Origin of the sequence: Streptomyces sp. H39-S7 (assembly GCF_027158205.1) — a bacterium.
Lineage (GTDB): Bacteria > Actinomycetota > Actinomycetes > Streptomycetales > Streptomycetaceae > Actinacidiphila.
Map to the genome: position 1 here is coordinate 240,828 of NZ_JAPVLU010000001.1, position 24,862 is coordinate 265,689.

The following is a 24,862-nucleotide window of genomic DNA, read 5'->3' on the forward strand; positions in this document are numbered from 1 at the left end:
GTCGGTTGTGCCTCGCCTTACAGGTTTTCTGGTCGGTCACGCTACCGTCTCCGGGGACGGTGGCGGGCCGCTCGTGTATAGGCCCCATGCGCATCAGGTGACGAGATGGTCACCAAACTTGACGTGCCCGCGCGATAAGCCAGACTTGGCGGGCAAGCTCGCGGGACGAGGGCCTTCTCTAGGGGGAAGCGGTACAGATGAGCAGCGGGGACGGCGCGCAGCCCAATTACGCGGGTCGCTCGGTCGGAGGCGGTCGCTATGTGCTGCGCGATCTCCTCGGCGAGGGCGGTATGGCCTCAGTGCACCTGGGACACGACACGGTGCTGGACCGCCCGGTCGCCGTCAAGACGCTCCACACGAGCCTGGGGAACGAGCAGTCCTTCCGCGAGCGGTTCCGCCGCGAGGCGCAGGCCGTGGCCAAACTGAACCACACCAACATCGTCTCGGTCTTCGACTCGGGCGAGGACACCCTCGACGGCGCGATGGTCCCGTACATCGTCATGGAGTACGTCGAGGGCAAGCCGCTCAACGTGGTGCTGGCCGAGGACGTCGCGCAGTACGGCGCGATGCCGACCGAGAAGGCGCTGAAGATCACCGGCGATGTGCTGGCGGCGCTCGCGGTCAGCCACGAGATGGGCCTGGTGCACCGCGACATCAAGCCCGGCAACGTGATGGTGACCAAGCGTGGTGTGGTCAAGGTCATGGACTTCGGCATCGCCCGGGCCATGCAGTCCGGCGTGACCTCGATGACGCAGACCGGCATGGTCGTCGGCACCCCGCAGTACCTGTCGCCCGAGCAGGCGCTGGGACGCGGCGTCGACGAGCGGTCCGACCTGTACTCCGTCGGCTGCATGCTCTTCGAGCTGACGACCGGCCGGATCCCCTTCGAGTCCGACTCGCCGCTGGGCATGGCGTACCAGCACGTGCAGGAGATCCCGCCCGCGCCGTCCCAGTTCAACCGGGCGATCACCCCCGGGGTCGACGCGCTCATCGCGCGGGCGCTGAAGAAGAACCCGGCCGAGCGCTTCCCGACCGCGGACGCCATGCACGACGAGCTGGAGCGGGTCGGCGCCTCGGCGCAGGCCGGCGTCACCCCGCTGATCATCGGCGGGGGCCCGCCCGCCGGCAACCGCGGTGAGGGCGTCTCCGCGACGGTCTTCCCGCCCGTCCCGGGTGGTCTGCACACCCCGCCGCCGAACGTCCACAGCCCGTACCAGACGCCCACGCCGCAGCACAGCGCCTACGGCACCCCGGCGCCCGCGGCTCCGGCCGCGTACGGTTATCCGCAGCAGGTCCAGCAGCAGGCGCCGCAGTACCGGACGCCCGCTCCGACGGCCGGGTACCCGATGCAGCACGGGGCGGCCGGCGGACACGGCGGGGGCACCGGGGGCGGGAGCAACGGCGGCAAGTCCAACCGGGCCGTCCTGATCGGCGCCACCGTCGCGGTGGTCGCCGTCGCCCTGATCGTCAGCCTGATCATCGCGAACCAGGGCGGCAAGGACGACGACGCCAACAAGAACCCCGACCCCACCCCGTCGACCAGCCAGTCCAGCCAGTACGCGCCGGGTTCCTCCACCGGCGGGACGTCGCCGTCGACCGCGGCGAACGGCGGGATCGTCGAGGGTGACAAGACCCGGACGCTGGAGTCGTCGGCGTGCACCGGGGCCACCCAGGGCTTCACCAACACGGACCCGAACGTGGTCCTGTTCCCGCAGTTCAACACCAAGTACCGGGACTCCGTCGAGGCGTGCCTGAAGGCCGCCGGGTGGAAGTACACGGTGAAGTACACGAACGAGCAGCAGTGGGGCAAGGGCGCTGTCGTCGACCAGACGCCCAAGGCGCTGTCGGACTACAACGTCACGCAGAAGAACGACGCCAGCAAGATCACCATCTGGGTCTCCACCGGCAAGGGCGCCAACTGACCCGGCCGTAGCGACGACGAAGGGCCCGGCACACCTCACGTGTGCCGGGCCCTTCGCTCTTCTTCGCAGTGATTACAGGTAAGGGCCGGAGCGGGCGTTCGGGTGGCCGCCCTCGTCGTCCTCGTGGCCGCCCGCACCCGGCGGGAGGGCGCGGCGCATCTGCTCCAGTTGGGCCCTCGCCGCCATCTGCTGGGCGAACAGCGCCGTCTGGATGCCGTGGAAGAGGCCCTCCAGCCAGCCGACCAGCTGTGCCTGGGCGATGCGCAGCTCGGCCTCGGTCGGGATCGAGTCGTCGTTGAAAGGCAGAGAGAGCCGCTCCAGCTCCTCCACCAGCTCGGGGGCGAGTCCGTCCTCCAGTTCCTTCACGGAACTGGCGTGGATCTCCTTGAGACGGACGCGGCTCGCCTCGTCGAGAGGCGCCTGCCGCACTTCTTCCAGCAATTGCTTGATCATGCTGCCGATACGCATGACCTTCGCCGGCTGTTCCACCATGTCTGTCACCGGGACCTCGCGCGATTCATCGCCGCCGCCAGGGGTGCCGCCGAGCGCCATTCCGTCAGATCCCACGATCAGGACCTGCGGGCTCTCCTGCGACCGTTCGTTCATCGGCATCTCCATGCCGCCATTCTCTCGCACACCGCGTTCTCCTGAAGGTGTGCCCCCTGACGTGGCTGATCCACCACGTCAGAGGGCATACGTTCGTAGGTTCGGCAGGTCAGGCGCCGGTCAGGTACCGGCCCCCGCCGGGGCCGGCGTCACGACGCCTCGCGGCGTGACAGCGACGTGCGGGACCGGGTGACCAGGGCCGCCAGCAGTGCCGCGCCCAGCGGGACGGCGACGAGCAGGGCCGCCAGCGTCGGCCACGGAACGACGATCGGGATGTGCGGAGGGCTGCTCATGCCGCCCCAGCCCCGGTCCAGCGCCTCCTGGTAGAACTTCAGCTGCTGCCGTTCCTCGGCCTTGCGCAGCCCGATCGCGGGCAGCACGCCCGCGGCCGAGCCGAGGACGACACCCATCACGGCCACCACCCCGCACTGGAAGCCGGAGAGCGTCCTGCGCACCCGCGGGTCCGCGCCGATCGCCGCCAGCGTCTTCAGGTCGGGCTCGGCGTCCGCCTGGGCCAGACCGGTGGCGATGCCCGCCGCACCGATGGTGACCAGGCCGGCGAAGACGGTCAGCGCCAGCAGGATGATGCTGTTGTCGCTGACGTACCCCCGCTCGACGTAGAGGTCCGGGTCGGCGCCCAGCTTGGCGAGATCGTCGTCCAGTGCCTGCCGCGCCTCGCTGCCGGGCGCCTTCTCGTTCACGAAGTACGAACCGAAGGGGACGGTCTGCAGCCCGGCGGCCTGGGCCGTGGCGGGCGTCATGACGGCGCGGACGCCGTAGGACTCCGTGCTGTCCTTGGCCACGTACGTGGGGAACGACTTCAGCGGCCCGACGGGTTCCTGGCCTTCGGCGACCGGCTTCGAGGAGTCCTCGACGATCCGGAAGGTGAGCCGGTTCTTCTCCACGTAGTGCTTGTCGAAGAGCACCGTGTGGCCGGCCGCCAGCGCCTGCTCGGCTCCGGCGTCCTTGATGCCGAGCGCGTGCAGCAGCCCGGCGTCACCGACCAGCACATCGGAGTCCGTGGTGATGGCGCTGGAGTGGTACACCCGGGCGCAGCGCCAGTCCTTGGAGAGCTTCCGGCGCTCGGCCACGCTGAACTTCGTCTCGGTGTCCCGACCGTCCATGGGGCACGCGTTCGCCGGGGGGAGGACCATCTCCGCCCGGCCGCAGCCGGGAGTGTCCCGGTACATCGTGCAGGTCTTCTTGCCGACGACGAGCCGGGAGACGTCCGCGCGGGACGAGACCGGGAAGCGCTTCTCGACGGCCGCCCGGACCGCGTCCAGGTCACGGCCCTGCTCCCGTTCGATGCTGACCGCCGCGACACCGTAGGGCGCCCGCGCCTCGTAGCCGTTGCGCGACTCCAGGTCGCTGCTGGCGGTGTACGTCGCCACCGCGACCGTGCCCGCGACGGCCGCGAGGACCGCGGCGACGGCCGGGGCCGTACGGCCCCGGTTGCGCACCGCGTCTCGCAGGGCGAGCCGCGGGGAGAGCGGCAGCCAGCCACCGAGCCGGCCGAAGAGCCCGACGAGGGTCGGGGTCAGCGCGACGATGCCGAGTTCGGCGATGGCGGAGCCGCCGCCGACGGCGAGCACGTTGTCGGTCTTCATCGAGCCGAAGACCGCGACACCGACGCCGAGGCAGACGGCGGCGAGGCCGAGCACCGGCAGCACCCGGTTGGCGTGCCGGACTCCGCGGCGGCCGGTCAGCGCGGCCAGCACGCTCTGCCGGGAGGCGACGATCGCCGGGACGATGGCGGCCAGCAGTCCGGTGAGGATCGCGAGCAGCCCGATGCCGAGGAGTTCGAGCGGACGCAGCGAGATCCCGCCGAAGCGTGCGCCGACGTACTGCTCCAGGGGCTCCTGGAGGGCGAAGGTCAGCGCGAGGCCGAGCACCGTGCCGATGACGGCGGCGGCCACACCGATCACCAGGCCGCCCGAGAGCACGATCGCGCGGATGTGGCGGCGGTCGCCGCCGTTGGCCCCGACCAGACCGAGCTGGCGGCGGGAGCGGCGGGCGCCGACGGCGAAGGCCGGTCCCGCGAGCAGGCAGATCTCCAGCATCGCCAGACCGACGATGGTCGCGCCCACGGCGAGCAGCGCGGCCCGCTCAGCGGTGCTGCCGCCGTAGTCGTGGTTCCAGTCCGGGTACTTGACGAACAACGGCACCGCGGAGTCGGCCGGCGGGTCGAGTGTCACCGCGCGGGAGTGGGCGACGACGCTCTTGGCGTTGATCTCCTGCACCATGTTCCACGTGAAACCACCGTCCAGGGCGACGAGGTACGTGGACGAGGTGCCGGGCCCGTCGCGTCCGGCCGCCTTCAGAGCCTTGGCCAGCGGAGCCAGGAAGGAGTCCGGCAAGGCGTTGATCTGCTCGGCCTTCAGCTCGCCCGGCAGGTCGTAGGCGCCGACGATCCTGTACTTGGTGGGCAGGTCGCGGGCGGAGACCGACGAGCCGACGTACAGCCCGCTCGTCTTGAGGAACGCGTTGGTCGCGATGACCTCGTCCGGCGCGGCCGGGAAGCGACCGCGGTCCAGCTCCATGATCCCGTCGGCCATCGGGTCGGAGGCCTTCAGCTCACGGATGTCGACGTCCAGTAGGCCGTACTTCGTGTGGACCTTGCCCGTGCCGACGGAGTCCTTCAGCGTCTTCGCCCCGGCGGGGATGACGGCCGGAATATTGACGCCGGGGCCGGTGCCGCCGGACACCAGGTGTCCTTCGGAGTTCTCGTTGACCAGCGCCTTGTTCTGGCCGTCCGGCGCCTGGTAGACCGGCATCCCGTCGTACCCGGCGTCGGAGAGCCGGGCGTCGGCGGCGCCGATGTCGCGGGCCAGCGACTGCTCGGCGGACAACTGCGAACTGCGAATGGTGATGTCCGCGGCGCTCACGCCCAGGATCGGCAGCGCGATCATGGCGAGGACGAGGATGCTGCGTCCCTTGAAGCGCCAGGCGTCACGCCGCGCGATCCGCACCGCGGCACGCCAGGACTGGAGCCAGCCGTTCACTGGGCGACACCGCCGCTGAGCAGCGAATCGGCCGACGAGCGCAGCGTCGTGTCGACGACGGAGCCGTCCCGCAGGAACACCACGCGGTCCGCCCAGGCCGCGAACCGCGGCTCGTGGGTGACGAGGACGCCGGCGGCGCCCGCGTCACAGCGGGCCCGGAGCAGCGCGAGCACCGACTCGCCGGTCTCGGAGTCCAGCGCACCCGTCGGCTCGTCCGCCAGGACCAGCCGGCGGTCGCCGACCAGCGCCCGGGCGATGGCGACCCGCTGCTGCTGGCCGCCGGACATCTCGTCCGGGAAGCGGTCGGCGAGGTGGTCGAGGTCCATCTCCTGCAGCGAGGCCAGCGCCTCCCGGCGGGCCTTGCGGGCGGAGGTGCCGTCGAGCTCACGGGGCAGGGCGACGTTCTCGACGGCGGTCAGCGCCGGGATGAGGTTGTAGTCCTGGAAGACGTACCCGATGCTGCGGCGGCGCAGCGCGGCCATCTGCTTGCGGTTCGCGGTGGTGAGATCGGTGCCCTCGACGAGCACCCGGCCCGAGGTGGGGAGGTCGAGTCCGCCCGCGATGGTCAGCAGCGTGGACTTGCCGGAGCCGGACGGGCCCATGACGGCGACGAGTTCGCCGGGGAAGACGGAAAGGTCGATGCCGCGCAGGGCGTGCACCTCCGTGGTGCCGCTGCCATGAACTCGGGTCAGCTCCTGCAACTGCAGGACGGGCTGATGCTCTTGGGCAGACATGGGTTGATCCCCCTGTGATCAGGTTTGCGTGGGTCGGGTCATCTGTCGCTTGGCGTGCGCGGCGCGGTGCGGCGCGGGGGGCTCGGGTCAGCGGCGGCCGGGGCGCGAGCGCGCCAGGGCGCCCCGCAGACCCCTCTCCACGGCGTCCTGCTTCTTCGCGCCCGGCTCGCCCTGCCCCGGATCCGCCGTCCGGTTCTTCCGGTCCTTCGGGTCCTTCGGGTCCTTCAGGTCGGCGCCGCCTTTGTCGGCGGCCATCGCGTCGGCGAGCCGTACGAGCCGGGTCTCCGCGTGGTCCAGCCAGCGCGCCTCGGCCTCCGCCTGGAAGATCAGCTGCTCGATGACGAGCAGCCACGCGACGTCGTCACGGTTCTGGTCCTGCTCCAGGGCGACGAGCGCCTGCGCCTTCAGCCGGGTGTAGTCCTGCAAGGCCTGGAGGGTGTGGTGCCGCTGCGCCTGGATGACGGCGCGGATGTCGATGTCGGACGAGCCGACGGCCATCGCCAGCTTGATCGCCAGTTCGTTCCGAGGGGGATTCGCCCGGTCCACAGGAGTGGAGAACCAGGTGCGCAGTTCGGAGCGTCCCTCATCCGTGATGGCGTACAGCGCGTGTCCGCCGTCGTCCTCCCCCGCCGGCACGACCAGGCCGTCGCGTTCCAGCCGGTTGAGGGTCGTGTAGACCTGGCCGACGTTCAACGGCCAGGTGGAGCCGGTACGGGACTCGAAGTCGGTGCGCAGCTGGAACCCGTAGCGGGGACCGCGATCGAGGAGGGCCAGAAGGCCGTGACGGATCGACATACTGAGTATGTATACCGAGTATGGTCACGGAGAGCAAGGACGAGGGGTGGGGCAAGGGGTGCGGCAAGGGGCGGATACCGCCGGTGGATCAGCTTCTGCGCAGGCGGAGACCGAGGAAGCCGAGGCCGAGGCCGACCAGAGTCAGTCCCGCCCCGAGCGGAAGCACGCTCACCGCACGGACGACGGAATCCCCGGCCTCCTGTTCGACGGCGGGAGCGTCGGTCGGACGCACCGGAGCCGGCGCTTTCGGCAGCACCGGAAGCGGGACGACGAGCGCGGTGGACGACTGCGGCCCCACGGGCTCGTACTCCACGGCGGCACCTGGGTCTTGAGGCGTGTCCTCGTCCGGGGGCTGGTACTGCGCTGCGATCAGTTCATCGCCGGAACCGGAACCTGAGCCGGAACCGGAGTCGGGGTCGGTGACGTCCGAGCTGGAGGCGTCCGAGATGCCATGTGCCCCGTGATGCGGCTTCGAGGGCTTCGGCGTGGCCGGTTTCGTCGTGGCCGGTTTCGGCTTGCCGGGCTTGGGCTTGCCAGGCTTCGGTTCGACGGGTTTCGGCTCGGCGGGCTTCGGTGTGCTGGGCTTCGGAAGACCGGGCTCCTGCGGCTGCGATGGCGGCGGCGGCCATGACGGCCACGACGGCCGCCCGGGTGACGCCGGGGGCGCGGGTATCGGGGGACGCGACGGCTCGGGCGGCACGTGCACCCTCGGCTGCTTCGGCCACTCCGGCCACTCCGGAAGGCGCGGCAGTTTCGGCATCCGGGGCATCGCGGGGGGTATCACGGGCGGCTGTGCCGTGAGCGCGAGCCCGCCCGGCACCGTCACGGTCACCGTCGCGTGGTCCTGTGCCGCCCACCCGGACCCGACCGGAAGGAGCAGCAGTGCTCCGGTCAGTACGGCTGCCGCCATCACTCGCCCACCGGGTGCCGAACGCAAGACGCCCGCCCCTCTCAGCCACCGACTCCACTGTGAAACACAGCCTCACACAGGGGGTCAATTGCGGCATCTCGGGCGGGCGTCGGAGGTCGAGCGGTCAGAGCGACCGAGCTCCGACCGACCTCTGACCCGAGCTTGACCGGGCCCAGAGCGACCTCGGAGCGACCTCAGACCGTCAGGACGACCTTCCCGACGTGCGTACTGCCCTCGACGATCCGGTGCGCCTCGGCGGCCTCGGCCATCGGGACGGTACGGTCGACGACCGGCCGCACCGTACCGGCCTCCAGCAGCGGCCAGACGTGTTCCCGCACGGCCGCCACGATCGCGGCCTTCTCGCCCAGCGGGCGCCCGCGCAGCGAGGTCGCGGCGACCGCCGCCCGCTTGGTGAGCAACTTGGCGAGGTTCAACTCGCCCTTGGCGCCGCCCTGCAGCCCGATGATGACGAGCCGGCCGTTGACCGCCAGCGCGTCCACGTTCCGTTCGAGGTACTTCGCGCCCATGATGTCGAGGATCACGTCGGCCGTGACCAGCTCCGCGAAGTCCTCCTCGCGGTAGTTGATCAGGATGTCCGCGCCCAGCTCCCGGCAGGCCGCCAGCTTCTCCGCGCTGCCGGCCGTCACCGCGACCTTGGCGCCGACCGCCTTCGCGAGCTGGATCGCCATGGTGCCGATACCGCTCGAACCGCCGTGGACCAGCAGCGTCTCGGCGGGGCGCAGGTGCGCGACCATAAAGACGTTGGACCATACGGTGCAGGCGACCTCGGGCAGCGCGGCCGCGGCCACCAGGTCGACGCCCTTGGGCACCGGCAGCAACTGTCCGACCGGCACGACGACCTTCTGCGCGTACCCGCCGCCGGCGAGCAGCGCGCACACCTCTTCGCCCACCGCCCAGCCGGAGACGCCGGGGCCGAGTCCGGAGATCCGGCCGGAACACTCCAGGCCCGGATACGGGGACGAGCCGGGCGGCGGGTCGTAGAAGCCCTGGCGCTGCAGCAGATCGGCGCGGTTGACGGCGCCGGCCACGACCTCGACCAGGACCTCGCCCGCGGCGGGTACGGGATCCGGGACCTCGGCCCAGACGAGCGCCTCGGGTCCGCCGGCTTCGGGGATGGTGATCGCATACATGAGCGCGAGGCTACTCCCCGGACGGCAGGTCGGGGCCGGCGCGATGGATGGCGATCAGACGATCCGCGAACTGCAGCGTCCCCGCTTCCGGGTCGTCGAAGCCCAGCAGCCGGTGGCCGCGCTTGATGGAGACGACGAGATCGGACACGTCCCGCGGCGCCCTGCCCACCTCGGCCTTGGTGACCGGCCGCTCGATGAGGTCGAGCCCGCTGCCGTACGTGATCAGGTCCTCCATCACCTGCCCCACGCTCGGGCTGAGCATCGACAGGCCGAGCAGCCGGCCGGCGGCGCTGGAGCTCGTGATCACCGCGTTCGCGCCGGACTGGCGCAGCAGCGGGGCGTTCTCCTCCTCGCGCACCGAGGCGACGATGTACGCGCGCTTGTTGAGCTGGCGCGCGGTCAGGGTGACCAGCACGGCGGTGTCGTCGCGCTGCGCGGCGATCACGATCTCCTTGGCGCGCTCGGCCTCGGCGCGCAGCAGCACGTCATTGCGCGTCGCGTCACCCACCACCCCGACGAAGCCCTCGGCGGTGGCCGCCTGGATCACCTTGGGGCTGGGGTCGACGATGACGATCTTCTCGACCGCGATCCCCCGGCCGAGCAGCGTCTGCGCGGCGGACCGGCCCTTGGTGCCGTATCCGACGATGACGATGTGGTCGCGCAAGGTGGACCTCCAGCGTTTGAGCCGCCATAGCTCGCGGGTGCGCTCGGTGAGCACTTCGAGGGTCGTGCCGACCAGGATGATCAGGAAGATGACGCGCAGCGGCGTCACCAGGAAGACGTTGCACAGCCGCGCGGTGACGCTGTACGGGACGATGTCGCCGTAGCCGGTCGTCGAGAGCGTGACCGTTGCGTAGTAGAGCGCGTCGAGGAACGAGACGGTGTCGTCGGCGTTGTCGTGGTAGCCGCCGCGGTCCAGATAGACGATGAGGACCGTGGCCAGCAGGACGAGCAGCGCCATCGCCAGCCGGCGGGACACCTGGACCAGCGGGCCGATGGCCTGCCGGGGGAACATCACCCGGTAGGCGAGACTGCCCGGGCTGTCGTGGTCGGCGGAATGACCGCCGCGGTGTTCGCTCCAGCCGTGGTCGTCGGCCTGGTTGTGGGCGGGGTCACCACCGGAGTGGTCGTCGGAATCGCCGTCCGCCCGGCCCGCGGCGGCGTCGTGGCGGGGCAGTTTCAACGGACTTCACCTCGTGGCACTTGTCATTCCCGTAACTGTCGGGCCGATATCAGCAACCCGCGGTCCCCCATCCGAGGTCGAGCACGGCCGTCTCCTGCCCGGCCACCGCGCCGCCGGGCGGAATGACCGCCAGCCCGTCGGCGGTGGCCAGGCCCCGCAGCATGGCGGGGCCGTGGAAACGCAGCGGGACGACGGCCGATTCGTCGTCGAAGAGGACCGGCACCAGCCGCGTGTCGGTCGGATGGCCGGGCACGTCGGCGGTGAGTGCCGCGGTGTACGGGGCCGGGACCGGACGGCCGGCGAGCATGCGCAGCAGGGGAGCGGCGAGGGTGATGACGCCGGAGACCGCCGCCAGCGGATTGCCCGGCAGCCCCACGAGGTGGCCGCCCCCGGGGAGTTCGGCCAGCAGCATGGGGTGGCCCGGTCGTACGGCGACCCCGTCGACGAGCAGTTTCGCGCCCAGCGACCGCAGGACGGGGTGGACGTGGTCGACCGGTCCGCCCGCCGTCCCACCGGTGGTGACCAGCAGATCGGCGGTGGTCCCGCTGATCGCGGCTGTGAGGGCGCCGACCTCGTCGACGACGCGCCGGGTGCCGGTCACCTCGGCGCCGAGCGCCTCCAGCCACGGCGCCAGCATCGGGCCGAGGGCGTCGCGGACGAATCCGGCGTGGGGGAGTCCGTGGTCGAGCAGCTCGTCGCCGAGGATCAGCACCTCCACCCGGGGGCGGGTGATGACGCGCAGTTCGTCGTACCCGGCGGCCGCCGCGAGACCCAGCACGGCGGGGGTGACGACGACGCCGGGGGAGAGCAGTTCGTCGCCGCCTCGGCACTCCTGGGCGCGCGGGCGCACGTCCTGGCCGGGGGTGGGCGCGCCGCGGGTGGCGTACAGCAGCTCGCCGTCGGTGCGCCGTTCGGTCCGGCCGTGCTCGTTGCGGATGATCGCGGTGGCGCCGGGCGGGAGCGCCGCGCCGGTCGCGATCGCGATGGCGTGGCCGTCGAGCAGCGCGACGCCGGGCCGCTGGCCGGCGAGGAGCTGCCGGGTCTCCAGCCGCCAGGGGCCGGGGCCGGCCACGGCCCAGCCGTCCATCGCCGAGGTGTCGAAGGACGGCAGGTCGGTCAGGGCGGTGAGGGGGGCGGCGAGCGCGTGACCGAGCGCTCCGGCGAGCGGCCGGCTGACGGCGGGCAGCCGCCGACCCGCGGCGCGCGCGGCTCTGCGGGCCTCGGGCCAGGTGTGGTCGTGGTGCCGGGGTGAGGGCTCGGTCTCGGCTGTTTCAGTCCCGGGCTCGGGCGCGGGACCGGGTTTCACCTTGCCGGTGTCCAGACCCACGGTGGCGAGGGGGTCGAGGCTGGGGGTCCGGTCGGGGCCCGGGTGGGGGTGGGGACGGTCCCCGTGCCCGGCCGCGTACCCGCCGGCGGTCCTGCCCTCGTTGGCGAGCATCAGCGCTTCGCCCATCGCGTTGAGGGCGGCCGCCTCCTGATCCGTCATCCGGCCGGGCTCCCTGCTGCGGAAGGCCCGGTATCGCTGCCTTTGGCGGCCTCGGCGGACCAGCGTTCGGCGAGTTCGGCTGCCTTGCGGGCAGCGTTGCGCACTTCCTCGGGGCCGCCCCCGGACTGGGCGGCGGCATAGCCGACCAGAAACGTGGTCAGCGGGGCGGCGGGGCGGGCGACACCATGCGCGGCATCGCGGGCGAGGTCGAGGAGGACCGTGGTGTCGACCTCGAGCTCGATCCCCAGTTCGGCCTTGGCTGCGGCGATCCATTCATCCAACACACGCCCATCGTCCCCGATGCGTGGCCCATCGCCGCGCAGGCTCACCCCTGCTCCAGTCGCGCCCGTGCGGCGGCCACGTCGTCCCAGGTGTCGCAGTCGAAGGAATCCGAACCCGAGGGGTCCGGCAGTCGGTGCAGCCGCAGCTCCTCGGCGAGCAGCCGCAGCGGCAGCCCGACGAGCGTGCCGTGCTCGGTGGCGATCAGCGCCAGCCCCCGGCGCAGGTCCTCCGTGCGGTAGGCCGCGGCCAGCGGCTGGTCCCGGCCGGACGGATCGGTCAGCACGACGCCGTCCGCGTCCTCGGCGTCCCGCAGCGCCTCGCGCAGGGCGTCCCCCGTCGCCCGGGTCAGGAACGGCATGTCGGCGGCGAAGACCAGCACTGTGTCCGAGCCGACCCGCACCAGACCGGCGGCGAGGGCGGGCAGCGGTCCGCCGCCCGGCGGATCCTCCCGCGTCCACAGCACCGGACGCCCGGTGGGCCGGCGCGGGCCGACGACCACCGTGGCGACAGCGCCCTCGCACGCTTCCAGCACCCGGTCGAGGAGCGGCCGCCCCGCGACGTCCAACCCCGGCTTGTCCGCCCCGCCCAGGCGCCTGGCGGCGCCGCCCGCCAGCACCACGGCGTCATGTGCACTCATGCCGCGCAGTATGCCGTGAGGCCCCGGCCGACGGTTCTCCACGGTTCTCCACGGACCCGAAGCGCGGGCAGGGCCACTCGGTCAGACAGCGGCGAGCAGCACCGCCGGCTGTTCCACGCAGTCGGCGACGAACCGCAGGAAGCCGCCCGCCGTACCGCCGTCGCACACCCGGTGGTCGAACGTGAACGACAGCTGGACGACCTTGCGTACGGCCAGCTCCCCCTGGTGGACCCAGGGTTTGGCAGCTATCCGGCCGACCCCGAGCATCGCGGCCTCGGGGTGGTTGATGATCGGCGTCGAGCCGTCGACACCGAACACTCCGTAGTTGTTGAGGGTGAACGTGCCGCCGGTGAGGTCCGCGGGGGTGAGCCGGCCGTTGCGGGCCGCCTCGGTGAGCCGGGCGATCTCCGCCGACAGGTCCGTGGTGGTCCGCGCCTGGGCGTCCTTGACGACCGGGACCATCAGCCCGCGTTCCGTCTGCGCGGCGAAGCCGATGTGCACGGCGGGCAGCCGCACGATCTCGTTCCGCTCGGTGTCGACGGTGGCGTTGAGCTCCGGATACCGCGCCAGCGCCGCCGTACAGATCCGCGCGAGCAGCGCGAGCACGGACACCTTCGGTCCGCCTCCCGCGTTCATCGCGGTCCGGGCGGCGAGGAGTTCCGTGGCGTCGGCGTCCACCCAGCAGGTCGCGTCGGGTATCTCCCGGCGGCTGCGGCTGAGCTTCTCGGCCACCGCTCCCCGTATCCCGCGCAACGGCACCCGCTCCCCCGCCACGGCGACGGCCGGTCCGGCCGTCGCGGCCGCGGCCGGTTCCGCCGTGCCGGCGCTTGCCTCGGCGACCGCCCGCTCGACGTCCGCGCGCAGGATCAGTCCGTCCGGTCCCGAGCCCGTCAGGGACCGCAGATCGAGCTGGTTCTCCCGCGCGATCCGCCGCACCAGCGGCGAGATGACCGCCACGGGACCGTCGACGGACGACGTCTCCCGTACGGGAACGGGGACGGAGGCCGGGACGGGGTTGGAGGCGGGCACGGGCGCCGGCCGCTCAGCTGGTGCCGGACGCCCGGTGGCGGCAGCCACCGGCCGGACCCGGCGGCGCCGGGCCCCGGGCGCGGTCGTGCCGTAGCCGACCAGGACGTTGCCGGAACCCTCGGTCGCGCCGCCGTCAGCGGAAGCGGTACCCCCACCGGCAGAGCCGCCGGTGGCGCCGGCGCCCATCGCGGGTCCGACCGCCACCGTGATCAGGGGGCGCCCCACGGCCAGCGATTCGCCTTCCGCGCCGTACCGGGCGGTGACGACCCCGCCGTAGGGGCACGGAACCTCGACCACGGCCTTGGCCGTTTCGACCTCGACGACCGGCTGGTCGATGGCGACGACCTCGCCGACCTGCACCAGCCAGCGGACGATCTCCGCCTCGGTCAGCCCCTCTCCCAGGTCGGGGAGGGTGAACTCCTTCACGACGGCCATCAGCGCGCCTCCCACTGGAGCCGGCCGACCGCGTCCAGGATCCGGTCCACGCTGGGCAGGTGGTGCCGCTCCAGCATCGGCGGCGGATACGGGATGTCGAAGCCGGCGACCCGCAGAACCGGTGCTTCCAGATGGTGGAAGCAGCGCTCGGTGACCCGGGCCGCGATCTCCGCGCCCGCGCCGCCGAATCCGGCGGACTCGTGCACGACGACCGCCCGGCCCGTCCTGCGCACCGCTGCCGCGACCGTCTCGTCGTCGAACGGGACCAGGCTGCGCAGGTCCAGGACTTCGAGGTCCCAGCCCTCCTCGCGGGCCGCTTCCGCGGCCTCGAGGCAGACCGGCAGGGAGGGGCCGTACGTGATGAGGGTGGCGCTGCGTCCCGGGCGCCGCACGACAGCGCGCCCTATCGGCTCCACCGCGGCCGGCTCGTCCGCGTTCCAGTCGTCCTTGGACCAGTAGAGCCGCTTCGGCTCCAGGAAGACCACCGGGTCGTCCGAGGCGATGGCGGCCCGCAGCAGCCCGTACGCGTCCCCGACCGTCGCCGGGGTGACCACGTGCAGGCCGGGTGTGTGCAGGTAGTACGCCTCCGAGGAGTCGCTGTGGTGCTCCACACCGCCGATTCCGCCGCCGTAGGGCACCCGGATCGTGATCGGCAGCGGCACCGCCCCGCGGGTGCGGTTGCGCATCTTGGCCACATGGCTGATCAGCTGCTCGAAGGAGGGGTAGGCGAAGGCGTCGAACTGCATCTCGACGACCGGGCGCAGCCCGTACATCGCCATGCCGATCGCGGTGCCGAGGATCCCCGCCTCGGCGAGCGGCGTGTCGGTACAGCGGGTCTCGCCGAATTCTTTGGTGAGGCCGTCCGTGATCCGGAAGACGCCGCCGAGGGCCCCGACGTCCTCGCCGAGTACGTGCACGGCCGGATCCGCGGCCATGGCGTCCCGCAGTGCCCGGTTGAGCGCTTGCGCCATGGTGGCGGGCTTGCGCGCGGTGGTGGGGGCGGGGGCGGTCGCGGTGCTCATGAACCGGCTCCGGCATGCTCGGTGTGATCGGTGTGCCCGCCGTCGAGTTCGGCGTCGAGCTCGGCGCGCAGCATGGCCGCCTGCTCCCGCAGCTGCGGGGTCGGCTCGGCGTAGACGTGGGCGAAGAGGTCCATCGGGTCCAGCAGCGGTTCAGCGTTCATCCGCTCGCGCAGGTCCGCGGCCATCGTCTCGGCGGCTTCCTCGGCGACGTGCCGCATCGTGTCGTCGAGCAGCCCGCGCTCCTTCAGCTCCCGCTCCAGCAGGGTGATCGGGTCGTGCTCGCGCCAGGCCTCGACCTCGGATTCCTCCCGGTAGCGGGTGGCGTCGTCGGCGTTGGTGTGCGCCTCCATGCGGTACGTGACCGCCTCCACGAGCGTCGGTCCACCGCCCGCGCGGGCCCGGTCCACGGCCTCGGTGAGCACCTGGTGCACGGCGGCGGCGTCGTTCCCGTCCACGAGCCGGCCCGGCATGCCGTAGCCGACCGCCTTGTGGGCGAGCGAGGGGGCGGCGCTCTGCTTGTCGAGCGGCACGGAGATGGCGAAGCCGTTGTTCTGCACGAGGAAGACGACCGGCGCGTTCCAGACAGCCGCGAAGTTCAGCGCCTCGTGGAAATCGCCCTCGCTGGTGCCGCCGTCGCCGACCATGGCGAGCGCGACCACGTCGTCGCCCTTGAGGCGGGCGGCGTGCGCGAGGCCGACCGCGTGCGGCAGCTGGGTGGCCAGCGGGGTGCTGAGCGGTGCCACGTGGTGTTTGCGCGGGTCGTAGCCGGTGTGCCAGTCACCGCGCAGCAGGGTGAGCGCCTCGACGGGGTCCACACCGCGGGCGATGACGGCGAGGGTGTCCCGGTAGCTCGGGAAGAGCCAGTCCTGGGGGCGCAGCGCCAGTGCGGCGGCGACCTCGCACGCCTCCTGACCTGTGCTGGAGGGGTAGACGGCCAGCCGGCCCTGCCGGGTCAGCGCGGTGGCCTGCCGGTTGTATCTGCGTCCGCGCACGAGCTGGCCGTAGAGCTCGGTGAGCAGCGCCGGGTCGAGCTTGGCGGCGTCGGGGGTGCCCAGCAGCCGGAACGGTTCCGTCTCGGGCAGCAGTGGCGTGGCGTCGATGGGGGGGCGCTGGGGTCCCCCATGCCTGTGGCCAGGGGCGGGTTTCTGGTCCATGACGGTCATCGCGAGCACCTCCTCGTAGGTTGGAGGACGGATCACGTCCTCCCAACCGATTGTTCGGTTGTCGGAGGCATTTTGGCCACAGGTACGTTCAGCCTGTGGACAAACGGTTCTGCACAGCCTGGAATGGAGCCAGTCCGTCCATGGTAGGGAGGTTCGGGGGCATGCCGCGAGAACAGATGGCCGAGCCTGATCCGCAGAGTCGCCCCCTCGATCCCATCGACCGGACGATTCTGCGGCTGCTGCAGGAGGACGGAAGGGCCTCGATCCGTTCTGTGGCCGAGCGCGTGCACGTTTCGCGGGCGAACGCCTACGCCCGGATCAACCGCCTCATCGAGGACGGCGTCATCCGCGGGTTCACCGCCCGGGTGGACCACGAACGCGCCGGGCAGGGCGCGTCCGCGTACATCACCCTCAAGATCGTTCAGAACTCATGGCGGACGGTTCGGGAAACACTTCTCACCCTTCCGGGTGTAGCCCATATTGCGCTGGTAAGCGGAGATTTCGATGTATTGATGCTGGTGCACACCGCGGACAACCGCAGCCTCCGCGAACTCGTGCTGACCCGCATCCAGGCCATACCGGAGGTCCTCAGCAGCCGGACGCTCCTGGTCTTCGAGGAGACGGACCTCGTCGTCGACGACTGAGCCGGCCGGGGAAACAGCGCGGGACGCCCCACGGGGCGGGCCGCGCCCCGCTCAGCCGCCGTACTTCTTCAGGAAGGCGGTGACCTTCGCCCAGTTCTCGGCGTCGTCGAGCATCGACACCCCGTGGTGCGCCCCGGTCACGATCAAAAGAGAGTTCTCCTTGGCCTTCGCCGAGGCCTTGCTGAGCGCTTTGGTGGACTCGGCGAACGCGGCGTCCCCGTCCGCCGCCATGTAGAGGATCGGCGCGGTCAGTCCCGGGACGGCCGCCGCCGCGTCCATCTGCCCGTACTGCTCCGGCGCGGAGAGCGAGACGACCGCGTCCGCGGGCGGCTGCACCTTCGCGGCGGCGGTCAGCACCGAGGTGCCGCCCTTGGAGGCGCCCATGAGCACCAGCTTCTTCGCCCCCTTGCCGCGGAGCAGCTGGGCACCCGCGACGACCTCGGGCGCCTCGTCACCGTTGGAGTCGATCGCCAGCACCTGGAAGCCGCTCCTGGCCAGCTCGAGCGCCTTGGGCACCCATTGGCAGACCGTGCCGTCCGACTGGTGCGCGAGCACGATGCCGGTGGCACCGGTGCCCGCCAGAAAGCCGTCCACGGCGTTGCCACCGGTGTCCTTGAACGTGATCGAGCCGGCCTTGGCCTGGGCCGCGGTCAGACAGTCGAAGGCCTTCACCGTGGCGGTCGGGGACGGCTCCGCCGTCGCCTTTCCCCCGCTGCCGCCGTCGTCGCCACAGGCCGCCAGGAGCAGGGGGAGCGCGGTGGCCAGAGCCACGGCGGTGACCGCGCGGAAGGTTTGGATGCGTCCAGCCGAGTACATGGCTGGATGGTGTCGGCGCCCCCACACGGAGGTCAATGGTCTGGACCTTACGGTTCGGCTACGTGCGCAGCCCCTCGAAGGCGAGGCGCACCGCGGCGTCCGCCACGTGCTCCCCGTCGATCGCGCCCTTGGCCTCGGGCCGGTACCACTCCACGATGGAGTTGATCATGCCGAAGAGCAGCCGCGTCGCCAGCCGGATGTCCATGTCGGAGCGGAGATCGCCCTCGCTCGCGGCGTCCTTCAGCAGGTCGGAGACCCGCTGGTCGAACTCCCGGCGCCGCTCCATCGCCCAGCGCTCGGTGCTGGTGTTCCCGCGCACCCGCAGCAGCAGGGTGACGTAGGGCAGCTCCCGCATCAGCACCTCGGCGGTACGCCGGGTGACGTACTCCAACCGCTCGATCGCCCGCCCCCGACACGCCCGCGGCTCCTCCAGGATGCCGAACAGACCGTCCAGCGCCCGCCCGACGGCGCGGCGGAGCAGCTCCTCCTTGCCGCGCACATGGTGGTAGATCGAGGACTTGGAGATTCCGGCGGCGCGGGAGAGGTCCTCCATCGAGGTGCCGTCGTAGCCGCGCTCGTTGAACACCTCGACAGCGACGGCGAGCAGCGTGTCGGGGGTGTACGTGTCCCGCTTGACGCGCGGACTGGGGTGCTCGGCCATGGTCACGATTAGAACAGCTTCCCGTCGGCCGCCGTACGGCGGCGCAGCAGCGGCGACGGGGCGTAACGGCCACCGGGGCACGAATCGTGCAGCTCGGTCAGGACCTCGCACACCCATCGCGCGCCGAGGCGGTCGCCCCACTCCAGCGGACCGAGCGGATAGTTCACGCCCAGCCGCATCGCGGTGTCGATGTCGGCGGGCGAGGCGACCGACTTGGAGACCGCGTCGGCGGCCAGGTCCACGAGCATCGCCACCGTACGGGCGACGATCATGCCGGGAACGTCCTCGATCACGCTGACCTGCTTGCCCAGCGCCTGGAACAGGCCGGCGGCCGCCCGGACCGCATCCGGCCGCGCGGTGTCCCCGGGCGCCAGGGCGGTCCGGGTGGCGGCCCGGTAGTCCAGCGCGAGGTCGAAGTGGATGACGCTGTCACCGCGCTCGGTGGCGTAGCCGCCGTTGGTGAGGAAGAGCCAGTCGTCGTCACCCAGCAGGATCGCCCCGGGACCGTCCTCCTCGTGGTCGACGGGAATGCCCGCCTCCTCCATGAGGGCGACGAGTTCCGCCGCCGGCCCCAGGTCACCCAGGACCGTCACCCGCTCGGGGGCGGGCGCGGGGGCCGCCGCCGCCGGAAGGGGCCGGTCCTCCTCGTCCCCGTACCGGAACCAGCCGCGCCCCGACTTCCGGCCGAGCAGTCCGGACTCGACGAGGCGGCGCTGGGCGAGAGACGGCGTGAACTTGGGGTCGTGGAAGAACGACTCCCAGACGGAGCGGGTGACGGCCTCGTTCACGTCGTGGCCGATCAGGTCGGTCAGCTCGAACGGGCCCATCGCGAACCCGCCGCACTCGCGCAGGACCGCGTCGATGGTTGCGGGATCGGCGGCCGCCTCCTCGTGGAGGCGGAAAGCCTCGGCGTAGAAGGGGCGGGCGATCCGGTTGACGATGAAGCCGGGGGTGTCGGTGCAGCGCACCGGCGACTTGCCCCAGGCGGCGGCGGTCGCGTACGCGGTGCCAGCCGCGTCCTCGTCGGTGGTCGCGGCGGAGACCACCTCCACGAGGGGGAGGAGCGGCGCCGGATTGAAGAAGTGCAGGCCCACGAAGCGGCCGGGACGCCGCAGGGCGCCGGCGACGGCGGTCACCGAGAGCGAGGAGGTGTTCGTGGCGAGCAGGCACGTGTCGTCGACGACGTCCTCCAGCTCGGCGAAGAGCCGCTGCTTCGCGGGCAGGTCCTCGATGATCGCCTCGATGACGAGAGCGGCGCCGGCCAGTTCGCCGAGGGCCGCCGCGGGAGCGAGCCGGGCCAGCGCGGCATCCCGTTCGGCCGCGTCCATCCGGCCCTTTTCAGCCAGCCGGGCGAGCCGGGCGGCGATGGCGGCCGCGCCGCGCTCGGCGCTGCCGGGAGCAGCGTCGTAGAGCCGCACGCGGTGGCCCGCGACCAGTGCGACCTGGGCGATTCCCTGGCCCATCGTGCCGGCGCCGATGACGGCAACGGTGTGGGTCCGATCAAGCGCGATCATGATGCCGGCTGCTCCTCGCCAAGTTGTCCACAGCTCCGGCCGCCCTCTTGAACCGACCGAACATTCGGTTAATCTAGCGGTGTTCCCCTACCCAGCCCAGCTCGACGAGGAGTTGGTCCCCATGGCCGCCGATCTCACCGCTGTCCCGTTGATCGAACGGCATCGCGGCACTCTCGACAAGGCGCTCGAAGCGATCAGGACCCGTGAGTTCTGGTCGCCGTACCCCGAACACCCGAAGGCTTACGGAGACGGAGCCGACGGCAAGGGCGCCTTCGAAGCGCTGCTCGGGCAGCGCTTCCCGCTCGACCAGCCCGGTACCGACGACTGGACCGGACGCGAGACCTCGCCCTACGGGATCGAGCTCGGGGTCGAGTACCCGCACCCGGACATCGAGGTGCTGCTGCCGGCGATGCGGGCGGGCATCCCCGCGTGGCGGGACGCGGGACCGGAGCTGCGGGCGATGGTGTGCCTGGAGATCCTGGCACGGATCAATGTCAGAACCAACGAGTTCGCCCACGCGGTGATGCACACCTCGGGCCAGGCCTTCACGATGGCGTTCCAGGCCGGTGGGCCCCACGCGCAGGACCGCGGCCTGGAGGCCGTGACGTACGCGTACGCCGAGCAGGTCCGCACCCCGGATTCGGCCGAGTGGGTCAAACCGCAGGGCAAGCGGGACCCACTGCGGCTGCAGAAGACCTTCACGACCGTCCCGCGCGGCGTCGCGCTGGTGGTCGGCTGCAACACCTTCCCGACATGGAACGGCTACCCGGGCATCTTCGCCTCCCTGGCGACCGGCAACCCCGTGCTGGTCAAGCCGCACCCCCGTGCCGTACTGCCGCTCGCGCTCACCGTCGCGGTCGCCCGCGAGGTGCTGGCCGAGGCGGGCTTCGACCCCAACCTGGTCGCGCTCGCCGCCGAGCGGCCCGGCGAGGGGCTGGCCAAGACGCTCGCCCTCCGGCCCGAGATCCGCATCATCGACTACACCGGCTCCACCGCCTTCGGCGACTGGCTGGAGACCAACGCCCGCCAGGCACAGGTCTACACCGAGAAGGCCGGCGTCAACACCGTCGTCATCGACTCGACGGACGACTACAAGGGAATGCTGGGCAACCTGGCCTTCTCGCTGTCCCTGTACAGCGGCCAGATGTGCACGACCCCGCAGAACCTGCTCATCCCCCGTGACGGCATCACCACGGACGCGGGCCACCGGTCGTACGACGAGGTGGTGGCCGACCTGGCCGCGGCCGTCGAAGGACTGCTCGGTGACGACGCCCGGGCCAACGCCCTGCTGGGCGCGCTGGTCAACCCGGATGTGAAGGCACGGCTGGAGGCGGCGCCCTCGATCGGCGAGGTGGCCCTCGCCTCCCGGACCGTCACCCACCCGGACTTCCCGGAGGCGACGGTCCGCACCCCGGTACTGGTGAAGCTGGACGGGGCCAAGCCCGACGCCCAGGCCGCGTACCTGACGGAGTGCTTCGGACCGGTGTCGTTCGCCGTCGCGGTCGACTCCACGGCCGACGCGGTGGAGCTGCTGCGCCGTACGGTCCGGGAGAAGGGCGCCATGACGGTCGGCGGCTACACCACCTCGTCCGAGGTGGAGCGGCTGCTGGAGGAGGCGTGCTGGGAGGAGTGCGCCCAGCTCTCCCTGAACCTGACCGGCGGGGTGTACGTCAACCAGACGTCCGCCTTCTCCGACTTCCACGGTTCCGGCGGCAACCCGGCGGCCAACGCGGCGCTGTGCGACGGCGCCTTCGTGGCCGGCCGCTTCCGCGTCATCGAGGTGCGCAGGCCCGCGTAGCAAGGGTCTGTCCCGTCCGGGCTCAGAGCCAGCCCCGTCCCGAGTTGCCCTGTCACTCCGGACGGGGCTCCCCCGCCCGCGCTCAGTACGGTTCGGCCCAGCTCAGCGCCCTGGCGGGGCGGCCCTCGTGGCGCCGTACGCTGAGGCCATGACGGAAGCGGAAGACGAGGCCGGGCGTGCGGCACGACAGTGGCGCGAGGCAGCCCCCGGCGCCGTTCTGCTCGACGGCTTCCATGCCCTCAAGCACGCACTGCGCTTCGGCGCCGACGTGCGGTTGGCGCTGACCAGTGACCGGGCCGCCGCCCTGGCGCTCGCCGAGGAGCTCGCGGACGACGTGGCCGGCCGGCTCCGCGCGATCCTCGTCGAGGTTCCCGGGCAGGTGCTGCGCGAGCTGCTGCCGCGCATCCACCCGACCGGTGTGGCCGCGCTCGCCGTCAGGCCCGGTGCCGGCACCAACCTCGACGCCCTGAACGCGGCGCCCCGGCGGTCACCTGTCGTCGTCCTGGACAACCCGCGGAACCTCGGCAACATCGGGGCCGTCATCAGGCTCGCCGCCGGATTCGGCGCGACCGGCGTGGTCACCACCGGGGACATCGACCCCTGGCACCCGAACGTCGTGCGCGCGAGCGCGGGCCTGCACTTCGCCACCGCGGTCGAACGGCTGGACCTCCCCGACCTGCCGGCAGGCCCGCTCTACGTCCTGGATCCGGAGGGCGAGGACATCAGGTCCACGGTGATCCCGGACGACGCGCTGCTCGCGTTCGGCTCGGAGCGGCACGGGATCTCACCGGAGCTGCGCGCGCGGGCGACCGAACTGATCGCGGTGCCCATGCGCCCGCACGTCTCCAGCTTCAACCTGGCCACCACGGTGGCGATGGCGCTCTACCACTGGCTGCCCGCGCCCGGCACGGAGCTCGTCTAGACGCGGGAGCCGTCTCCCGCGCCACCTGCCTCGCCCTGGGCCAGCTGCGGCTCGGTGGCGGGCCGCCCGATCGTCGTACCCAGCTCCCGCACCCGGTCATCGTTCGGGTCCTGGTCCGGATCCTGGTCACGCGGGTCGCCGGAGCGGGGGTTGGCCTGGCCGCCCGCACCGCCCGGCACGAGGCCGGCGATCCGGCTGCCGGCCCAGCGCAGGAAGTTCGTCGGCAGGAAGACCGCGTCGGCGGCGATCATCGCGAGGGAGAAGAACGGCAGGCCGAGCACGATCGCGATCGACGCGTGCTCGATGATCATCGCGACGAGCAGCACGTTCTTCACCCGCCGGTTGAAGAGCGTGAAGGGGAAGGCGACCTGCACGATCACCGTGCCGTAGGTGATCGCCATGACGATGAGGCCGGCACCGGCGAGGGTGTGCGAGAGCGCGGGCCACGGGGTGAAATCGTCGAGGTGCAGCGGGTAGTACAGCGCGGTGCCGTCCTGCCAGCGGGAGCCCTGGATCTTGTACCAGCCGGCCGTCGCGTAGATCAGGCACACCTCGACGACGATCACGAGCATGCCGCCGTTGTGAACGAGGTTGGCGATGATGTCCAGCACCTTGCGGGGCTCGCCGGCCGCGTTGCGCCGCGCGGCCCACCAGGCCGCCTGCACCAGCCAGAAGCCCCAGAAGATCGTCCCCCAGAGCGGGTCGAGCTTCCCCAGCAGCGTGATGAGGACGAGCGCGGCGCCGAACACCGACCACAGGCCCACACCGGCCAGGTCCCGGTCGGGGGTCCGGTCCTGCTCGGGGACCCGGTCCTGTGCCGGTTCCCGCGTCCGATCGGCGCGTCGCCTGTCGAAGGACCAGACCTGCCCGCAGCGGGTCAGCACCAGGTAGATCGCCATCAGGTGGATGACGTTGTCGCCGCCGTCGCCCATGAAGATGCTGCGGTTCTGCAGCGACAGCACACCGACCATGAACAGCAGCGACGTGGTGCGGGTCCGCCAGCCGAGGAGCAGCAGCAGGCTCGTGATGATCGAGATCCCGTAGACGAACTCGAACCAGAGCCGGCCGTCGTTCCACATCAGCACGCTGAACGGGGAGCCCGTGTCGGTGTCGGCCATCAGACGCTGGGCCATGCCCCACGCCCACACGCCGTCGGGACCGTACAGCTCGGCCCGGTGCGGCCATTCGCGCAGGAGGAAGAGCAGCCAGGTCAGCGAGAAGCCGATGCGGACGACAGCGCTCTGGTACGGCCCCACCGCGGTGGTGGTGATCCGGGCCAGCCCACGGGTCAGGCCGGCGTCGAGCGCGCCGCCGAGCCCCGCGAAGGGGGACGGCGGCAGATCCTTGCGAGCGCTCACGAGGCGTTCTCCTGTCCGGAGGTGGCCACCGACCACCAGAGCGTCTCCTGGTACTGCGTCCCGGTGGTGGGTTTCGTGTCGCTCCACGCGGGCGGGGGGACCGACGTGGTCGCCGAACGCGCCTGGACGCGGACGACGTCACCGCCGTCCAACGTGGGGCCGAACCGGCTCTCCACGATCCGCTGCACGTACTCCTGGCTGAGCTGGCCGCGCACGCCGTTGGGTGTGTTGTTGTCGCCGTGCGAGGAGGTGTAGAAGCTCCAGGCGCGGCGCAGCTCGTTCTGCCGGGTGTGGCTGGGGGCGAGGGTGTGCTGGATGCCGGTCAGGTCGATCGCCGTGAGGTCGACCCATCCGGTCGTCCGCAGCCCGCCGTCAGGCCCGCGCACCTGGGCGCGGGCCTGCACGTGGATGTTCTGCTGGAGCGGGTCGGGCGCGAAGAGCTTCCAGTTCTGCTCGAACTCGGGGTAGATGTACGAGTCGACCGTCGACCTGTACTCGTTACTGGCCGTGTTCGACGGCGCGACGTGCAGGAACACCATCGCCAGGTGGAAGACGACGCCGACCGCCACGGCCGCGACGGCGAGTGAGACCACGACCCAGGATCCGGTGGACAGGGACGGCAGCTGCCACGCTTCGGCGGCCTCGGCCTCTTCGGAGGTCTCCGTCGCTGCGGAAGCTTCCGCCTCTTCGGTGGCCCCGCCCGCGACCGCACCCGGCTCCGTGTCCGGTCCCGGTTCCGGCCCCTCAGGTGGCTCCATGGTCTCCCCGTTCCTCACGGCGCTCCGCTTCCGC

20 protein-coding genes and 1 pseudogene are annotated in these 24,862 nt (G+C 71.7%); 4 read left to right on the top strand and 17 right to left on the bottom strand.

Annotated features, from left to right (window positions below; all coding sequences use genetic code 11):
• Window positions 1–197: 197 nt before the first annotated feature.
• Window positions 198–1,922: a protein kinase domain-containing protein gene (locus O3X23_RS01205; protein ID WP_269269103.1), complete on the top strand. Its 1,725-nt coding sequence runs from the start codon at window positions 198–200 to the stop codon at window positions 1,920–1,922.
• Window positions 1,923–1,994: 72 nt separating this feature from the next.
• On the opposite strand, the gene O3X23_RS01210 is transcribed toward O3X23_RS01205, so the two are convergent.
• The 12 genes and pseudogenes from O3X23_RS01210 to pdhA form a co-directional block, all read right to left on the bottom strand.
• Entirely contained in the window at window positions 1,995–2,540 is a 546-nt protein-coding gene (locus O3X23_RS01210; protein WP_269269222.1) for a bacterial proteasome activator family protein, read from the bottom strand.
• Window positions 2,541–2,677: 137 nt separating this feature from the next.
• The gene (locus tag O3X23_RS01215; protein ID WP_443047656.1) at window positions 2,678–5,530 is read right to left on the bottom strand and encodes an FtsX-like permease family protein; all 2,853 of its coding nucleotides are present in this window, start codon (window positions 5,528–5,530) and stop codon (window positions 2,678–2,680) included.
• Window positions 5,527–6,264: an ABC transporter ATP-binding protein gene (locus O3X23_RS01220; protein WP_269269104.1), complete on the bottom strand. Its 738-nt coding sequence runs from the start codon at window positions 6,262–6,264 to the stop codon at window positions 5,527–5,529. Before O3X23_RS01220 ends, O3X23_RS01215 begins: the two co-directional genes overlap by 4 nt.
• Window positions 6,265–6,351: 87 nt before the next feature.
• Complete coding sequence (locus O3X23_RS01225) at window positions 6,352–7,059, bottom strand: PadR family transcriptional regulator (protein ID WP_269269105.1); 708 nt, start codon at window positions 7,057–7,059, stop codon at window positions 6,352–6,354.
• An 88-nt stretch (window positions 7,060–7,147) separates the two neighbouring features.
• Window positions 7,148–7,372, bottom strand: coding sequence for a hypothetical protein (locus O3X23_RS01230; protein WP_269269106.1), 225 nt, complete (start codon window positions 7,370–7,372; stop codon window positions 7,148–7,150).
• A gap of 791 nt (window positions 7,373–8,163) precedes the next feature.
• Window positions 8,164–9,120, bottom strand: a complete 957-nt coding sequence (locus O3X23_RS01235) for an NAD(P)H-quinone oxidoreductase (RefSeq protein ID WP_269269107.1) — start codon at window positions 9,118–9,120, stop codon at window positions 8,164–8,166.
• 10 nt (window positions 9,121–9,130) lie between these two features.
• The gene (locus tag O3X23_RS01240) at window positions 9,131–10,303 is read right to left on the bottom strand and encodes a potassium channel family protein (RefSeq protein WP_443047657.1); all 1,173 of its coding nucleotides are present in this window, start codon (window positions 10,301–10,303) and stop codon (window positions 9,131–9,133) included.
• 49 nt (window positions 10,304–10,352) lie between these two features.
• The gene (locus O3X23_RS01245) at window positions 10,353–11,789 is read right to left on the bottom strand and encodes a molybdopterin molybdotransferase MoeA (RefSeq protein WP_269269108.1); all 1,437 of its coding nucleotides are present in this window, start codon (window positions 11,787–11,789) and stop codon (window positions 10,353–10,355) included.
• Window positions 11,786–12,708, bottom strand: a pseudogene (locus O3X23_RS01250) (NTP transferase domain-containing protein). The gene O3X23_RS01245 and the pseudogene O3X23_RS01250 overlap by 4 nt, the downstream one beginning before the upstream one ends.
• Window positions 12,709–12,789: 81 nt before the next feature.
• Complete coding sequence (locus O3X23_RS01255) at window positions 12,790–14,172, bottom strand: dihydrolipoamide acetyltransferase family protein (protein WP_269269109.1); 1,383 nt, start codon at window positions 14,170–14,172, stop codon at window positions 12,790–12,792.
• On the bottom strand, window positions 14,172–15,194 hold the full coding sequence (locus tag O3X23_RS01260; RefSeq protein ID WP_269269110.1) for an alpha-ketoacid dehydrogenase subunit beta: 1,023 nt from the start codon (window positions 15,192–15,194) through the stop codon (window positions 14,172–14,174). The genes O3X23_RS01255 and O3X23_RS01260 overlap by 1 nt, the downstream gene beginning before the upstream one ends.
• A complete protein-coding gene (pdhA, locus tag O3X23_RS01265) occupies window positions 15,191–16,357 on the bottom strand; it encodes a pyruvate dehydrogenase (acetyl-transferring) E1 component subunit alpha (protein ID WP_269269225.1) in 1,167 nt (388 codons plus the stop codon). Before pdhA ends, O3X23_RS01260 begins: the two co-directional genes overlap by 4 nt.
• Window positions 16,358–16,518: 161 nt before the next feature.
• On the opposite strand from pdhA, the gene O3X23_RS01270 reads away from it, so the two are divergent.
• On the top strand, window positions 16,519–17,001 hold the full coding sequence (locus O3X23_RS01270; RefSeq protein ID WP_269269228.1) for an Lrp/AsnC family transcriptional regulator: 483 nt from the start codon (window positions 16,519–16,521) through the stop codon (window positions 16,999–17,001).
• A gap of 51 nt (window positions 17,002–17,052) precedes the next feature.
• On the opposite strand, the gene O3X23_RS01275 is transcribed toward O3X23_RS01270, so the two are convergent.
• From O3X23_RS01275 to O3X23_RS01285, 3 genes are read right to left on the bottom strand one after another with little or no spacing between them, the layout of a single operon-like run.
• Window positions 17,053–17,817, bottom strand: coding sequence for an alpha/beta hydrolase family protein (locus O3X23_RS01275; RefSeq protein ID WP_269269111.1), 765 nt, complete (start codon window positions 17,815–17,817; stop codon window positions 17,053–17,055).
• A gap of 58 nt (window positions 17,818–17,875) precedes the next feature.
• Window positions 17,876–18,478 (bottom strand): TetR/AcrR family transcriptional regulator, encoded by a 603-nt coding sequence (locus O3X23_RS01280; protein WP_269269112.1) that lies wholly within the window; start codon window positions 18,476–18,478, stop codon window positions 17,876–17,878.
• An 8-nt stretch (window positions 18,479–18,486) separates the two neighbouring features.
• Complete coding sequence (locus O3X23_RS01285; RefSeq protein ID WP_269269113.1) at window positions 18,487–19,992, bottom strand: 3-hydroxyacyl-CoA dehydrogenase; 1,506 nt, start codon at window positions 19,990–19,992, stop codon at window positions 18,487–18,489.
• A gap of 121 nt (window positions 19,993–20,113) precedes the next feature.
• Here O3X23_RS01285 and paaN point away from each other — a divergent pair, with 121 nt between their 5' ends.
• On the top strand, window positions 20,114–21,790 hold the full coding sequence (paaN, locus tag O3X23_RS01290) for a phenylacetic acid degradation protein PaaN (RefSeq protein ID WP_269269230.1): 1,677 nt from the start codon (window positions 20,114–20,116) through the stop codon (window positions 21,788–21,790).
• A gap of 148 nt (window positions 21,791–21,938) precedes the next feature.
• Complete coding sequence (locus O3X23_RS01295) at window positions 21,939–22,712, top strand: TrmH family RNA methyltransferase (RefSeq protein ID WP_269269114.1); 774 nt, start codon at window positions 21,939–21,941, stop codon at window positions 22,710–22,712.
• Here the strand turns inward: O3X23_RS01295 and O3X23_RS01300 are convergent.
• Entirely contained in the window at window positions 22,709–24,070 is a 1,362-nt protein-coding gene (locus O3X23_RS01300; protein ID WP_443047658.1) for an HTTM domain-containing protein, read from the bottom strand. The genes O3X23_RS01295 and O3X23_RS01300 overlap by 4 nt on opposite strands.
• Window positions 24,067–24,828, bottom strand: a complete 762-nt coding sequence (locus O3X23_RS01305) for a DUF5819 family protein (protein WP_269269115.1) — start codon at window positions 24,826–24,828, stop codon at window positions 24,067–24,069. Before O3X23_RS01305 ends, O3X23_RS01300 begins: the two co-directional genes overlap by 4 nt.
• Between the last annotated feature and the right edge of the window lie 34 nt (window positions 24,829–24,862).

Coding starts and splice junctions, on each gene's coding strand:
- O3X23_RS01205 (WP_269269103.1), top strand. CDS start 198: ATGAGCAGCGGGGACGGCGCGCAGCCCAATTACGCGGGTCGCTCGGTC.
- O3X23_RS01210 (WP_269269222.1), bottom strand. CDS start 2,540: ATGGAGATGCCGATGAACGAACGGTCGCAGGAGAGCCCGCAGGTCCTG.
- O3X23_RS01220 (WP_269269104.1), bottom strand. CDS start 6,264: ATGTCTGCCCAAGAGCATCAGCCCGTCCTGCAGTTGCAGGAGCTGACC.
- O3X23_RS01225 (WP_269269105.1), bottom strand. CDS start 7,059: ATGTCGATCCGTCACGGCCTTCTGGCCCTCCTCGATCGCGGTCCCCGC.
- O3X23_RS01235 (WP_269269107.1), bottom strand. CDS start 9,120: ATGTATGCGATCACCATCCCCGAAGCCGGCGGACCCGAGGCGCTCGTC.
- O3X23_RS01245 (WP_269269108.1), bottom strand. CDS start 11,789: ATGACGGATCAGGAGGCGGCCGCCCTCAACGCGATGGGCGAAGCGCTG.
- O3X23_RS01255 (WP_269269109.1), bottom strand. CDS start 14,172: ATGGCCGTCGTGAAGGAGTTCACCCTCCCCGACCTGGGAGAGGGGCTG.
- O3X23_RS01260 (WP_269269110.1), bottom strand. CDS start 15,194: ATGAGCACCGCGACCGCCCCCGCCCCCACCACCGCGCGCAAGCCCGCC.
- pdhA (WP_269269225.1), bottom strand. CDS start 16,357: ATGACCGTCATGGACCAGAAACCCGCCCCTGGCCACAGGCATGGGGGA.
- O3X23_RS01270 (WP_269269228.1), top strand. CDS start 16,519: ATGCCGCGAGAACAGATGGCCGAGCCTGATCCGCAGAGTCGCCCCCTC.
- O3X23_RS01275 (WP_269269111.1), bottom strand. CDS start 17,817: ATGTACTCGGCTGGACGCATCCAAACCTTCCGCGCGGTCACCGCCGTG.
- O3X23_RS01280 (WP_269269112.1), bottom strand. CDS start 18,478: ATGGCCGAGCACCCCAGTCCGCGCGTCAAGCGGGACACGTACACCCCC.
- O3X23_RS01285 (WP_269269113.1), bottom strand. CDS start 19,992: ATGATCGCGCTTGATCGGACCCACACCGTTGCCGTCATCGGCGCCGGC.
- paaN (WP_269269230.1), top strand. CDS start 20,114: ATGGCCGCCGATCTCACCGCTGTCCCGTTGATCGAACGGCATCGCGGC.
- O3X23_RS01295 (WP_269269114.1), top strand. CDS start 21,939: ATGACGGAAGCGGAAGACGAGGCCGGGCGTGCGGCACGACAGTGGCGC.
- O3X23_RS01305 (WP_269269115.1), bottom strand. CDS start 24,828: ATGGAGCCACCTGAGGGGCCGGAACCGGGACCGGACACGGAGCCGGGT.